Raw genomic sequence first — 13648 nt, 5'->3', positions numbered from 1 at the left:
CATCACCGGCTTCATCCGACGTTCATGCCGGGCCTGCGAGGATAAGCGTCGGCAAAACGGGAACATTCGATATGGGTAAGGTAGTCTTTCTTTACCGCTCGCTGGCCTATCGCAACGCGGCTGCGGACATGCTGCGCAAGGCCCGCAAACTGCCGCGCGGCGCGGAGCGAAGTGCGGCCCGCCGCTACGCGAGGGCGCTACGCGATCTCGCTCAGACGGAAGCCTGGCTCGAAGGCCGCCTTGCCGAGGAAGCGCGGCCGGCGCGGCAAACCAGGATGGCGGCGTCGGGCTAAAGCATGATCCGGAAAAGTGCGCAGCGGTTTTCCGAAAAGATCATGCTCGAATGACGACCTAAAGCGCGATGACGATTCATCCTGATCGCATCGCGCTTCAGCCCGAGGCGCGTTGCAATTCGGCGGAGCCGGGGGCGTCGAATTTTCCGGGTGCGGTCGTCGCCGTCTTGCGTGTCAGCGGCACCTCGAGGCGGCACAACAGTCCTTCGGCTCGCCAATCGAATTGCGCCTGTCCACCGAGCTGGGACTCGACGCTCGCAAGCAGGCTCCGCGTGCCGAAGCCGCGAGATTTCGGGGTCATGACGAGCGGACCGCCGGACTCTTCCCACCTCAGCGTCAGCAGCTGGTCCTCGACCTGCCAGCCGATCATGAGCCGTCCCGACCTGGTCGAGAGTGCGCCATACTTGGCCGAGTTGGTGAAGAGCTCGTGCAACGCGAGCGCCAGCGTCTGAGCCGTCGCCGGCACCAACTGGACCTCCGGACCCGCCAATACGATCTGGCCGCCGAGCGAATAGGGCGCAAGCTCCTCGTCGATCAGCTTGGATAGCTCCGCGCCCTGCCAGCTCGATAGCGACAGGATGGTGTGCACGCGCGCCAGCGCATTGATGCGCCCCTCGACGGCATTGACATAGGCCTTGACCTCGTCGGCACGGGTGAGGCGCACGATGGACTGCGCCAGCGCCAGCGCATTCTTGGCGCGATGATCGACTTCCCGCGCCAGCAGATTCTGCCGTTCCTCGGCTCGCTTGCGTTCGGTGATGTCCACGGTGACACCGCTCACGCGCACGACACGACCGCTGTCGTCGACCGTCGCGGCCGCCGTGCCGACGCACCAGCGCACCTCGCCGTCGGGCCGTACAATGCGAAACTCGGTCTCATAGGCCCGCGTGCCCTTGTTGAACTCGGCGATCGCCTTGCGCAACTGATCGACGTCGTCGGGATGCAACAGCGCCTGAACGTTGGCCGGATTGACCTCGAAGCTCTCCGGGCCGACGCCAAAGATGCGATATTGCCCCTCGTCCCACATCCAGTCGCCGCTGATCCAGTCCCAATCCCAGGAGCCCATCTTGCCGGCGGCGATGGCCATGCTGCGCCGCTGCTCGCTCTCGCGCAACTTCGCGGTGGAGTTCTCCAGTTCCGCGGTGCGCGCGCGGACGCGGTCCTCGAGCTCCTGGTTCAGCCGTTCCAGCTCGCGGGTCTTGCGGTACAGCTCGGCAAACACCTTGATCTTGGCGCGCAGCACCTCCGGCACGACCGGGACCGGCACGTAGTCGACCGCGCCCATCTCGTAGCCGCGCAACCGGTCGATGTCGCTGACCTGGATGGCGGAGATGAAGATCATCGCGGTCTTCTGGAAGCGCGGATGCTCGCGGATCATCGCGGCGAGCTCGAAGCCGTCGAGCTCGGGCATGCAGACGTCGACCAGGATCACCGCGATCTCGGTCTTGAGCAGCACCTCCAGCGCCTCGCGTCCGGACGAAGCGATCACGAGGTTCTCGCCGAGTTCCTTCAGGATCACCTCATAGGCGAGCAGCTTGGCCGGCTGGTCGTCGACGAGCAGGATGTTGACCTTTTCGTGGTCCATTCGCGGGCCCAACTCAGCGGTGCAGCCACATGCGGATCGCAAGCAGCAATTGATCGGTGTTGACGGGTTTGGCGAGGTAATCGGACGCGCCGGCTTCGAGGCACTTTTCCCGGTCACCCTTCATCGCCTTGGCGGTCAGCGCGATGATCGGAAGGCGGGCGAAGGCCGGGTTTTCGCGAATGACGCCGATGGTCTGGTAGCCATCCATCTGCGGCATCATGATGTCCATCAGAACGATGGCGATCTCCGGATTGGATTCGACCAGGGTGACGGCTTCACTGCCGGTCGTGGCGGTCAGCACCTTCATGCCGCGCCGTTCCAGCACGCTCGACAGCGCGAAGATGTTGCGGGCGTCGTCGTCGACGAGAAGCGCGGTCTTGCCGATCAAATCCTCGTCGGAACTGTTCAGCTTCTCCAGCATGCGCTGCTTCTCGACCGGAAGCTCCGTGATCACGCGGTGCAGGAACAGCGCGGTCTCGTCGAGCAGGCGTTCGGGCGATTCCACGCCCTTGACCACGATGCTGCGCGCCATGGTGTGGAGTTCCGCATCCTCCTCCGCCGAAAGCTCGCGGCCGGTGAAGACGACGACCGGAACGTTGGACAGCGCCTCGTCGTTGCGGATCTGGTCCAGCACCTCGAAGCCGCTCATGTCGGGCAGCCGGAGGTCGAGCACCACGCAGTCGCAGGGCGCCTCGCGCAGCGTCGACAGCGCGCCGGCGCCGGTGTCGGTGGTCACGATCTCGATGTCGTCGTGGTGCAGCAGCTCGCGGATCGAAAGCTGCTCGGCCTCGTTGTCCTCGACGATCAGGAGCCGCTTACGCCTGGGACGCGCATATTCCTTGATCTGCGTCAGCGCGGCCGAGACGCCTTCGGTCGTCGTCGGCTTGTTGACGAAGGAGAACGCGCCACGGGCCAGCGCATGCTGGCGGTCCTCGTCGAGCGTGATGATCTGCACGGGGATGTGGCGCGTCAGAGGATTGTGCTTGAGCTGGCTCAGCACGGTCCAGCCGAGCATGTCAGGCAGGAACACGTCGAGCGAGACTGCTCTCGGCTGGTACTGCTTGGCAAGCTCCAGCGCCTCGGCGCCGCGGCCGGCGACCAGGACCTTGAATCCCTTGTCGCGCGCGAGGTCGACCAGCACACGTGCATAATGCGGGTCGTCCTCGACGATCAGGAGGATGCTGTCGCCAGGCTCGAGGTTGAGCCGGTCGTCGGGAAGCTGCTCGATGACGCGCTGCTGCTCCGGCGCGGCCGGCTGCAGCGCCGGCGGCTGGTTGTATTGCTGCGGCGCGGGTGCGGCGCGCGGCGCGAGCGTCGGGCCGGAATATTTGAGCGGCAGATACAGCGTGAACGACGAGCCCTTGCCTGGCGAGCTGCGCAGATGAATCTCGCCGCCGAGCAGGCTTGCCAGTTCGCGACTGATCGCAAGCCCAAGGCCGGTGCCGCCATATTTCCGGCTGGTGCCGGCGTCGGCCTGCTGGAACGCCTCGAAGATCAGCTTCTGCTTCTCCAGGGGAATGCCGATGCCGGTGTCGGACACTTCGAACGCGATCACCGCCGGCGCGGAGTTCAGTACCGGATGATCCGTTCCCCAGCCGCCGACCGCGGCGGCGACATTGAGGCGCACCTCGCCTTCGGCGGTGAACTTGAAGGCGTTGGAGAGCAGGTTCTTCAGCACCTGTTGCAGGCGTTTGGAGTCGGTGACGATGCTGCGTGGGAGGGCCGGATCGACGTCGATCTTGAATGACAGATTGCGGTTGTCCGCCTCATGCCGGAACGGCCGTCCGACGGTCTCCAGCAGGTTCGCGGTCAGGATTTCCTCGGCGTCGACCGTCACCGTGCCGGATTCGATCTTGGACAGATCCAGAATGTCGCTGATCAGATTGAGCAGGTCGGTGCCGGCGCCGTGGATGGTGCGGGCGAATTCGACCTGCTTGGCCGAGAGGTTGCCGTCCGGATTGTCGGTGAGCTGCTGTCCCAGGATCAGGATCGAGTTCAGCGGCGTGCGCAGCTCGTGGCTCATATTGGCGAGGAATTCGGACTTGTACTTCGAGGTCAGCGCGAGCTCGGTCGCCTTTTCCTCGAGGGCGCGGCGGGCCTGCTCGATCTCCTGATTCTTGCGCTCGACCTCGACGTTGCGCTCGGCGAGCTGCTGTGCCTTCTGTTCGAGCTGGTCGTTGGTCTGCTGCAATTCGCGCTGCTGGGTCTGGAGTTCGCCGGCAAGCTGCTGTGACTGCTTGAGCAGGCCTTCGGTCTGCATGGTCGCTTCGATCGAATTGAGCACGATGCCGATGGAGTCGGTGAGCTGCTCCAGGAAAGTCATCTGCGAGGTCGTGAAGGAGACGAGCGAGGCGAGCTCGATCACGGCCTTGACCTGGCCCTCGAACAGCACCGGTAGCACGACGAGGTTCTTCGGCGCGACCCGGAACAGCGCCGAGTTGATCGGCACCGCGTCGGACGGAATGTCGGCGACCACGCGCGGCCGCTTGTCGAGCGCGCACTGGCCGATCAAGCCGTCGCCGAACTGCAGCACGCGCTGATACGGGTAGATGCCGTCACTGGCATAGGAGGCCAGCAGCAGGAGCTGCGGATTGTCCTCGCTCTCGACCTGGTAGATCACGCCGGTATGGGCGTTCACCAGCGGCGACAGCTCGGTGAGCAGCAGCCGGCCTACCGTGGTGAGGTCGCGCTGGCCTTGCAGCATGTTGGTGAATTTGGCGAGGTTGGTCTTCAGCCAGTCCTGCTCCGTGTTCACGTCCGTCGTGAGACGGAGGTTCGTGATCATCGTGTTGATGTTGTCTTTCAGCTCGGCGAGCTCGCCGCGGGCGTCGACCTGGATCGACCGCGTCAGATCGCCTTTGGTCACGGCGGTCGCGACTTCCGCGATCGCGCGCACCTGCGAGGTGAGGTTGGCCGCGAGCAGGTTGACGTTACCAGTGAGGTCCTTCCAGGTGCCGGCGGCGCGGGGCACGTCGGCCTGGCCGCCGAGCCGGCCTTCGACGCCGACCTCGCGTGCCACTGACGTCACCTGGTCGGCGAAGGTCGCGAGCGTCTCGGTCATGTTGTTGATGGTATCGGCGAGAGCGGCGACTTCGCCCTTGGATTTCACAGTGAGGTTCTGCTTGAGGTCGCCGTTGGCGACCGCGGTCACAACCTTGACGATGCCGCGGACCTGCTCGGTCAGGTTCGCCGCCATGAAGTTGACGGTGTCGGTGAGATCCTTCCAGGTGCCGGCGACGCCGGGCACCTGGGCCTGGCCGCCGAGCTCGCCCTCGGTGCCGACCTCGCGCGCCACGCGCGTGACTTCGCCGGCGAAGGCGTTGAGCTGGTCCACCATGGTGTTGATGGTGTTCTTCAGCTCGAGGATTTCGCCCTTCACGTCGACGGTGATCTTGCGGGACAAGTCACCGCGCGCGACCGCCGTGGTCACTTCGGCGATGTTGCGGACCTGGGTGGTGAGGTTCGCCGCCAGCAGGTTGACGTTGTCGGTGAGATCCTTCCAGGTGCCGCCGACGCCGGGCACGACGGCCTGACCGCCGAGCCGGCCTTCGGTGCCGACCTCGCGCGCCACGCGCGTCACTTCGGCGGCGAAGGAGCGCAGCTGCTCGACCATGGTGTTCAAGGTGTCCTTGAGCAGCAGGATCTCGCCGCGCACGTCCACCGTGATCTTCTTCGACAGGTCGCCGCCGGCGATCGCGGTCGCGACCTCCGCGATGTTGCGGACCTGGGCCGTGAGGTTCGAGGCCATGAAGTTGACGTTGTCGGTGAGGTCCTTCCAGGTGCCGGCGACGCCGGGCACTTCGGCCTGGCCGCCGAGCTTGCCTTCGGTGCCGACCTCGCGCGCCACGCGCGTGACTTCGCCGGCAAAGCCGTTGAGCTGGTCCACCATGGTGTTGATGGTGTTCTTCAGCTCGAGGATTTCGCCCTTCACGTCGACGGTGATCTTGCGCGACAGGTCGCCGCGCGCCACGGCGGTGGTCACTTCGGCGATGTTGCGGACCTGGGCGGTGAGGTTGCCGGCCATTGAGTTCACGGAGTCGGTCAAGTCCTTCCAGGTGCCGGCGACGCCCGGCACGTTGGCCTGGCCGCCGAGGCGGCCTTCGGTGCCGACCTCGCGCGCCACGCGCGTCACCTCGCCCGCGAAGCGGTTGAGCTGGTCGACCATCGTGTTCAGCGTGTCCTTGAGCTGCAGGATCTCGCCGCGCACGTCCACGGTGATCTTGCGCGACAGGTCGCCGCCGGCGATCGCGGTCGCGACCTCGGCGATGTTGCGGACCTGGGCGGTGAGGTTGCCCGCCATCGAGTTCACGGAGTCGGTCAAGTCCTTCCAGGTGCCGGCAACGCCGGGCACGCCGGCCTGGCCGCCGAGCTTGCCGTCGGTGCCGACCTCGCGGGCGACGCGCGTGACTTCGCCGGCGAAGGCGTTGAGCTGGTCGACCATGGTGTTGAGCGTTTCCTTCAGCTGAAGGATTTCGCCCGACACGTTCACCGTGATCTTCTTCGACAGATCGCCCTTGGCGACCGCGGTCGCGACCTCGGCGATGTTGCGGACCTGGCCGGTGAGGTTCGAGGCCATCGAGTTGACGCTGTCGGTGAGGTCCTTCCAGGTGCCGCCGACGCCGCGCACGACGGCCTGGCCGCCGAGCTTGCCTTCGGTGCCGACCTCGCGCGCGACGCGCGTGACCTCGCCGGCGAAGGCGTTGAGCTGGTCCACCATGGTGTTGATGGTGTCCTTCAGCTCCAGGATCTCACCGCGCACGTCCACCGTGATCTTCTTCGACAGGTCGCCGCCGGCGACCGCGGTGGTCACCTCGGCGATGTTGCGGACCTGGGCGGTCAGGTTCGACGCCATCGAGTTGACGCTTTCGGTGAGGTCCTTCCAGGTGCCGGCGACGCCGAGCACGTTGGCTTGGCCGCCGAGCCGGCCCTCGGTGCCGACCTCGCGTGCAACGCGCGTCACTTCGCCGGCAAAGGCGTTGAGCTGGTCGACCATGGTGTTGAGCGTCTCCTTCAGCTGAAGGATTTCGCCCGAGACGTTCACCGTGATCTTCTTCGAGAGGTCGCCGCTCGCGATGGCGGTGGCGACGTCGGCGATGTTGCGGACCTGCGCCGTCAGGTTCGAGGCCATGAAGTTGACGTTGTCGGTGAGGTCCTTCCAGGTGCCGGCGACGCCAGGCACCTGCGCCTGGCCGCCGAGCTTGCCTTCGGTGCCGACCTCGCGCGCCACGCGCGTCACTTCCGAGGCGAACGAGTTGAGCTGGTCCACCATGGTATTGATGGTGTCCTTCAGCTCCAGGATCTCGCCGCGCACGTCCACCGTGATCTTGCGCGACAGGTCGCCGCGCGCCACGGCGGTGGTGACGTTGGCGATGTTGCGGACCTGCGCGGTCAGGTTGCCGCACATCGCGTTGACGGAGTCGGTCAGGTCCTTCCAGGTGCCGGCGACGCCGGGCACGATCGCCTGGCCGCCGAGCTTGCCGTCGGTGCCGACCTCGCGCGCCACGCGCGTCACTTCGGAGGCGAAGGAGCGGAGCTGGTCCACCATCGTGTTGATGGCTTCCTTGAGCTGAAGGATCTCGCCGCGGACGTCGACCGTGATCTTCTTGGAGAGGTCGCCGTTGGCGACCGCGATCGTCACCTCGGCGATGTTGCGAACCTGGTTGGTCAGGTTGTTCGCCATCGAGTTGACGCTCTCGGTAAGGTCCTTCCAGACGCCGGTCACCTCAGGCACCTGGGCCTGGCCGCCGAGCTTGCCTTCGGTGCCGACCTCGCGCGCCACGCGCGTCACCTCGGAGGTGAACACGCCGAGCTGCTTGATCATGGTGTTTACGATGGTCGCCGACTGCAGGAATTCGCCCCGGAGCGGACGGCCATCGACGTCGAGCTTGACGGTCTGAAGCAGGTCGCCTTGCGCCACCGCGGCGACCGCACGCGTCACCTCGCGGGTCGGCCACAGCAGGTCGTCGATCAGCGTGTTGACGGAGCCTTCCATGTCGGCCCAGGAGCCGGAGGCGAGGCCGAATTTCACGCGCTGGCGCGTCTTGCCTTCGCGGCCGACCACCTGGCCGACCAGCTCGAGCTGCTGCGCCATGCGCTGGTTGGCGGCGATGATTTCATTAAAAGTGTCGGCGATCTTGCCGTCGATGCCGAGATAGTCGCCGCTCATCCGGACGGAGAAATCGCCGCTGCGCATGGCCTGCAGGGCGAGCAGCAATTCGGCCCGGGAATCCGGATCCGATACACCGTTGGGTTTTGGCTTTGGGACGCGACGACCGGACCGTGATGCAGATCCGGGATCGAGGTCGCTCATACTGATTCCCCCGCAGGTGTCGGCCGAATCCACGGCAAGACGCAATTGTCAAAATAGAGCGTCAGCCAAATTCGAAATCAAGCGCCAACGTGTGACGCGAGGTATGGAACCTGTCTTGCTCAGCCCGACGGCAATAACCGCAATCCGCTGAATTGGTTCCATTGGGGTTCAAAAAAGAAACGGCATCGGCGACCCGCCCCATTGTCGGTCCCCGGAAGGCCCCTTCGGAACGGAGCGCCGAGCCTCGCGGTTAGCCCCAAAACAGGGAGAAGGGATATGACAGCAGGACTTGCTGCGATCGTCGTCATGCTGTTTGCCGGGTCAGCCTTGGCGCAGGGCGGAGCGCCCAGCGGCCGCGGGGCGGTGACCGGCGATCCCGCCGCGAGCTCCGCCAGCCCGAAGGCGGATTCACCGACCACGGGGGCAGCGACCCGGTCGAACCCGAGCAGAAGCGGCACCTCATCTTCGGGCGGCAAGGATGACAATGGCGATGCGGGTCGGGACAAGATGCCGGAGAGCGATCGCACCGTGCGGCCGCAGAGCCAGCAACATCATCCGAACTCCAAGTAAGAACTCCAAGTAACGAGGCTACTTGTCCGCCATGGTGCGCTCGGCGTTCTTGACCTGCGCGCGCAGCATCGGGAGCTGCTCGCGCGCAAACGTTGCGAGCGCCGCATTGTCGGGCGCCTTCAGGTAGCTTTCGAGCAGCTTGATGGCCGATTCGTATTCCGGAATCTGCGAGGCATAGAAGCTTCGGACGTAAGTCGGTCCGTCCGAGGTTTCGGGCTCGATCAGGCTGGCGCCGACGGACGTCGTCTTGCCGACGCGCGGCTCCGCGCCGATCGCCTCCTGGATCTGCTTCAGCGCCTTGTCGCGCTTGGCAGCTTCCTCGGCACGCAAGGCGGCGAGGTTCTTGACCTCGGCGTTGCCCTTCAGATCGGTGCTCTCCAGGAGGCCCTGCTGGAAGCGGCTGAAATCATAGAGGCCGCTGATGACGTCGGTCGCGCTCGGAGGGCGGTCGCCAGACTTTCGTTCACCAGTGCTGTCGGCAAGCGCGGCGGTGCTGATGAATGCCAGGACGATCGCGACAGGAACTCGCATCGATATCAAACAGCGAATCGCGTGCGAAGTTCCCTGAACATTACGATCCGGAAAGCGGGTTGCGACGCGAGAGTTCCGTCCCCACGTCTTCAACATGAAACAGTCTGACATCTTCAGGGATAATGCCGACAACTGTCTTCAGCTCGCTGAGCGCGCCGAGGGACAACCCGCTCATAAGCGCTTTTCGCGCATGGCGGACGCCTGGACGGCGCTTGCTCACGAGCAGGATTGGCTTGATGGCGAAATTCCGCCCGTCGTGGTCCGTTTCCCTCAAAAGCAGGATGCGTGAGGGCCCTCTCTTCGTGAATCCGCGTGTGAGACCGCTCACGGAACACAAGTGACCAATCGAGGATGATCCGGGAATAGTCGATCGCGTTGGTTTTCGCTTCCAGAAGGAGGTTTTGTGATGGCTCCACGTCTTGCTCTTCTTTCACTCATTCTCGCCTTTGGTGTCTCGGTTGCGTTCGCGACGGTGACGACGGTGCGCCAGGTTCATCTGGAGAAGGCATCGGCTCCAATCCACGCGGCGCACAGCTAGCGCCGCGCCGGAACATTCGACGCCGTAGTGCGTAACCGCTTCGACACATCAGGAGAGGCGAAGCACATCATGGCCCATTCCGACCACGGCATCGTCAAGGACAAGCGGGCGGAGGAGCAGCCGCGCGACAAGCAGCGCGCGCAGTCCGTGCACAAGGCGGATCCGCAAAAGGCGGGTTCGAAAGGCTCACCGTCGCGAGAGGCGACGCGCGATCCCAAGCTGAACGACAACAGCAAGACCCCGGGCTCAGGCATGACGCCGGACGATTCCGGCGACGCGCCGAGCGGCTAAAGCATGATCCGGAGAAGCGCGCAGCGGTCTTCCGGAAAGGATTATGCCTAAACAACAATCTAAAGCGCGATGACGATTCATCCTCATCGCGTCGCGCTTTAGACGCAACGGATTAGCGTGAGGAACAAATCCTCGCGCGAGGCGTCGACAGGTTGCTTCCGGTTGTCATGCCCCCGGTGCGCCGGAAGCAATCTCCAAGGACGGCCCTGGCACCCACCGTGCCGGGGTCGTTCGCTTATGGACGGTTCTTGCGAGTCAGCCCCCGGTGCCGTTCTCGGGATCTTCCTGCGTATGTCCGTCGGGTCCGCGCCCGAACACGCCAAAGCTGCTCGACTTCACACCCGCACCTGCGTCGACGCCGACGGCGGCCAGTCCGAACTTGAGCAGTTCGCGGACCGCTGCCGCTCGGGTCGGCATGCGATGCTTGAACCGGAAATCGTCAACGGCGGCCAACTCGTCCGGCGAGAGCATGACCTGAAGGCGCTCGGCGCGAAGGTCGTTCATGGTCGATCACGCAATTGAGTAGGTTGAGTAGGTTACTCAACAAACTAACTTGGCGGGAGTTCCACAAGAGTCGAAAAAGACGCCAAATGAGTAGGAAAATATAGCAAAATCAATAGGTTATTATTGAAACGACTTTGGCGGTGGCGCATTCTCTTGGAAAGGGAGAGAAGCCATGACGGACGAAGTCAGGTTGCCCCGAAAGCTTTCCGAAGAGCCGGAAGCTCCCAAGCCGGTGCGTCCCAGCCACCAGAAGGTCATCGAACAAGTCGAGCGCTGGGCCAACAGCCCGGGGCTGCAGCCACCGAGGACGGAAGATGCGAAGACGATCTGAGCCACATACATTCGAGCAGCGTCTCGGGGCGCAGAAGCTGCGGCTGGAGCACGAACTGTCGGGCTTGGCGGACGGCCGCCAGCGTGACGTTATTCTGGCGCGCATCGATCAGCTTCAGACGGCCGCCGAAATGTATGGTTTTCTGAAGCTACGGGAAGAGGCCGCGGCCCCTCGCTGATGGCCCCATGGGTTCGGTCTGCGTGGTGCGCGAGGTGATGCGAAGCTTTCGTCGCAGCCACCACGCCGACACCGACACGGCCGCCCATACCAGGATGGCGGCCACGAATGCGCCGATCACGGTTGTCGAAACCACGACGTAAAAGACTGCAGCAAATGCCGCCAGGCCGATGCTTCCCAGGCCGGCACCGGCGGCATCGAGCGCCGCGGCCTGCTGCCCGCGTCTGTCTCCGCTGAGGCCGGCCTTTTCCTTGGCGCGGCGCTCATGGCTTTCGATCAGCGTTGCGCTGGCGCAGAAGATGGCGGGGAGCGCGAGGAAGAGGCCGCCGACGGAGACGCCGAAACCTGTGGTCACGGCCCCCGCGAGGACGGTCGCCAGTCCGCCGAGCAGAAAGCGGATACCATACTCGTACCACCGCGTCTGTTTGAGCGCCGATGTAGACAGTTTGACCAGCATCAGGCAGCACCTCCGAAACCCGCGAGCAGAGTGAAGGCGACGACGAGCCATGCGGCAAAAGCGAGGGTGGTGGCTGGCAGAGCGGAGAAGTGAAACCTCATCAGGAGATGGCAGACGACGAGGCTGTAGCAGCCGAGTGCGATGGCACCATAGATCATCGTCCAGCTTTCGGCGGCGACATATCGCGGGCCGTGCTGGACGACGGCTATGCTGAGGGTGGCCAGCGCGACCGACGGCGCCGCGCCGAGCAGGCCGGCAAAGCTCTTCGGTCGCAGCATGTCGCCCAGGATCGCGAAGGCAGAGACGATCAGGCCGCCGGCGATGAAGCGCAGGAGATATTCGGTCATGACCGGACCCGCGAGGCTTTAGGCCGCCGTTTCGCCAGCGTGAACGGCCTGAACAGTCGCTCGACGGCGACGCCAAGCGTAAAGCCCGCCACCACATCGCTGGCCCAATGCGCAAGCACCACGACGCGCGTCAACGATAGCACCACGGCAAGGGCGCGGACCGCCCGACGCCGGGCAGGCGGCAACAGGCCGGCCGCCGAGGCGAGCGCGCCCATATGCACGGCGTGACCGGAGGGAAATGCGTCGCGGGATCGCCCCGAGAAGGGGACGCCGCGCCAATGGCCGGTGACGGTCAGCCGGTCCGGCCTGGTCTGATCGAACACGGACTTCAGAACATGCGGCAGTATGGCCGTCGCCAGCGAGACCATCAGAACGTGATCTGCAACGGGACGCTGCTGCGGGTGCCGCAGCCGGGTGTAGAGCCATCCCGCAGCGGCCAGCGCGATGAGCACATGCTCGTCGGCCCCCCAGGTCAATATCTGGGTGGTATGCTCGAGCCCCGAGTTGGTGTTGTGTGCGATCTCGTTCGCGATCGCCGTATCGATCCGGGTGGGTTTGACTGTTACGAGCGCCATCGGTGAGCCGGCGATATTTCCTCCATGACAGATTTGTAAAAGCTTGGAGACAAAGATGGTTCCTGAGCTCCAGCGAGCGTCCCAGCTCTGCTAAGGCTGCCCCGATCCACCCGCCGCCCCGTAAATCTGGCCGGTCGCATAGCTGGCGTCGGCGGCGGCAAGCTGCACGTAGATCGAGGCGAGCTCGACCGGCTGGCCGGGGCGGCCGAGCGGCGTCATGCCGCCGAATTTTTCGAGCTTCTCCATCGTGGCGCCGCCGGAGACCTGAAGCGGCGTCCAGATCGGCCCGGGCGCCACGCCGTTGACGCGGATGCCCTTCGACGCCAGCTGCTTGGCCAGTGCCTTCACATAGTTCATCGTCGCTGCCTTGGTCTGCGCATAATCGTAGAGATCGGGCGAGGGATCGTAAGCCTGCTCGGAGGTCGTGCCGATGATGCAGGATCCGGGCTTGAGATGCGGCAGCGCCGCCTTGATGATCCAGAATGGCGCGTAGATGTTGGTCTTCATGGTTGCGTCGAAGTCCTCCGAGGAGACGTCGAGGATGGAGGCGCGCGCCTGCTGCCGGGCGGCATTGTTGACGATGATGTCGAGACCGCCAAGACCTTGCACGGTCTGCTCGACCAGCCTTTTGCAGAAGGCTTCCTCCTGGAGATCGCCGGGGATCGCCAGCCCGGTGCGACCTTCCTTCTTGATCAGCGCGATCACCTCCTGCGCATCCTGCTCTTCCGCCGCCAGGTAATTGATGGCGACGTCGGCTCCTTCACGCGCATAGGCAATGGCGGCGGCGCGGCCCATGCCGGAATCGCCGCCGGTGATCAGCGCCTTGCGGCCGGCGAGCCGACCGGAGCCCTTGTAGCTGGTCTCGCCATGGTCCGGCCGCGGCTCCATCTTGCCGGCGAGGCCCGGCCAGGGCTGCGACTGCTTTTTGAACGGCGGCTTCGGAAAGCGGCCGACGGGATCGATCAGCGGCTGCTCGGCCATGTGCGGATCTCCTTTCGCGGTCGAAGACGCCAGCGTGCCGCGGCGAGCGACATGCTCGCGGCGCGAACGACGTGCCGGCTGGATATTGGGGGCCTGTCCTGCTGGGCCACGATGCTCTCCGCGACGTCCGTGATCGCAACGCGCGGGAGACAGGCATC

14 protein-coding genes are annotated in these 13648 nt (G+C 64.8%); 6 read left to right on the top strand and 8 right to left on the bottom strand.

Annotated features, from left to right (window positions below; genetic code table 11):
- Positions 1–71: 71 nt before the first annotated feature.
- Positions 72–293, top strand: a complete 222-nt coding sequence (locus GGD62_RS32925) for a hypothetical protein (RefSeq protein WP_026202612.1) — start codon at positions 72–74, stop codon at positions 291–293.
- A gap of 97 nt (positions 294–390) precedes the next feature.
- On the opposite strand, the gene GGD62_RS32920 is transcribed toward GGD62_RS32925, so the two are convergent.
- On the bottom strand, positions 391–1878 hold the full coding sequence (locus tag GGD62_RS32920) for an HWE histidine kinase domain-containing protein (RefSeq protein ID WP_179735290.1): 1488 nt from the start codon (positions 1876–1878) through the stop codon (positions 391–393).
- Positions 1879–1891: 13 nt separating this feature from the next.
- A complete protein-coding gene (locus GGD62_RS32915) occupies positions 1892–8188 on the bottom strand; it encodes a HAMP domain-containing protein (RefSeq protein WP_018321742.1) in 6297 nt (2098 codons plus the stop codon).
- A 276-nt stretch (positions 8189–8464) separates the two neighbouring features.
- Here GGD62_RS32915 and GGD62_RS32910 point away from each other — a divergent pair, with 276 nt between their 5' ends.
- Complete coding sequence (locus GGD62_RS32910) at positions 8465–8758, top strand: hypothetical protein (protein WP_183712327.1); 294 nt, start codon at positions 8465–8467, stop codon at positions 8756–8758.
- Positions 8759–8776: 18 nt separating this feature from the next.
- Here GGD62_RS32910 and GGD62_RS32905 read toward each other — a convergent pair whose 3' ends face one another.
- On the bottom strand, positions 8777–9289 hold the full coding sequence (locus GGD62_RS32905; RefSeq protein WP_018321740.1) for a DUF4142 domain-containing protein: 513 nt from the start codon (positions 9287–9289) through the stop codon (positions 8777–8779).
- Between the two features lie 94 nt (positions 9290–9383).
- Between GGD62_RS32905 and GGD62_RS32900 the strand changes: the two genes are divergently transcribed.
- The 3 genes from GGD62_RS32900 (at position 9384) to GGD62_RS32895 (ending at position 10118) form a co-directional block, all read left to right on the top strand.
- A complete protein-coding gene (locus tag GGD62_RS32900) occupies positions 9384–9578 on the top strand; it encodes a hypothetical protein (RefSeq protein ID WP_092262557.1) in 195 nt (64 codons plus the stop codon).
- A 117-nt stretch (positions 9579–9695) separates the two neighbouring features.
- A complete protein-coding gene (locus GGD62_RS41585) occupies positions 9696–9827 on the top strand; it encodes a hypothetical protein (protein ID WP_256375115.1) in 132 nt (43 codons plus the stop codon).
- 69 nt (positions 9828–9896) lie between these two features.
- Positions 9897–10118 carry a hypothetical protein gene (locus tag GGD62_RS32895; RefSeq protein ID WP_018321738.1) on the top strand — a complete coding sequence of 74 codons (222 nt, stop codon included), beginning with the start codon at positions 9897–9899 and terminating at the stop codon, positions 10116–10118.
- 255 nt (positions 10119–10373) lie between these two features.
- Here the strand turns inward: GGD62_RS32895 and GGD62_RS32890 are convergent, their stop codons facing one another.
- Positions 10374–10622 carry a hypothetical protein gene (locus tag GGD62_RS32890; protein WP_183712325.1) on the bottom strand — a complete coding sequence of 83 codons (249 nt, stop codon included), beginning with the start codon at positions 10620–10622 and terminating at the stop codon, positions 10374–10376.
- Positions 10623–10794: 172 nt separating this feature from the next.
- Here GGD62_RS32890 and GGD62_RS32885 point away from each other — a divergent pair, with 172 nt between their 5' ends.
- Positions 10795–10953, top strand: coding sequence for a hypothetical protein (locus GGD62_RS32885; protein WP_018321736.1), 159 nt, complete (start codon positions 10795–10797; stop codon positions 10951–10953).
- 148 nt (positions 10954–11101) lie between these two features.
- On the opposite strand, the gene GGD62_RS32880 is transcribed toward GGD62_RS32885, so the two are convergent.
- The 4 genes from GGD62_RS32880 to GGD62_RS32865 form a co-directional block, all read right to left on the bottom strand.
- Positions 11102–11587: a hypothetical protein gene (locus tag GGD62_RS32880; protein ID WP_183712323.1), complete on the bottom strand. Its 486-nt coding sequence runs from the start codon at positions 11585–11587 to the stop codon at positions 11102–11104.
- Positions 11587–11934, bottom strand: coding sequence for a DUF3147 family protein (locus GGD62_RS32875; protein ID WP_183712321.1), 348 nt, complete (start codon positions 11932–11934; stop codon positions 11587–11589). The genes GGD62_RS32880 and GGD62_RS32875 overlap by 1 nt, the downstream gene beginning before the upstream one ends.
- Complete coding sequence (locus GGD62_RS32870; protein WP_092262575.1) at positions 11931–12509, bottom strand: phosphatase PAP2 family protein; 579 nt, start codon at positions 12507–12509, stop codon at positions 11931–11933. The genes GGD62_RS32875 and GGD62_RS32870 overlap by 4 nt, the downstream gene beginning before the upstream one ends.
- Positions 12510–12599: 90 nt before the next feature.
- Positions 12600–13490 (bottom strand): SDR family oxidoreductase, encoded by an 891-nt coding sequence (locus GGD62_RS32865; protein WP_183712319.1) that lies wholly within the window; start codon positions 13488–13490, stop codon positions 12600–12602.
- Positions 13491–13648 lie beyond the last annotated feature (158 nt).

It is taken from the genome of Bradyrhizobium sp. ERR14 (assembly GCF_014198235.1).
Lineage (GTDB): Bacteria > Pseudomonadota > Alphaproteobacteria > Rhizobiales > Xanthobacteraceae > Bradyrhizobium.
This window is presented reverse-complemented; position numbering and strand designations above follow the sequence as displayed.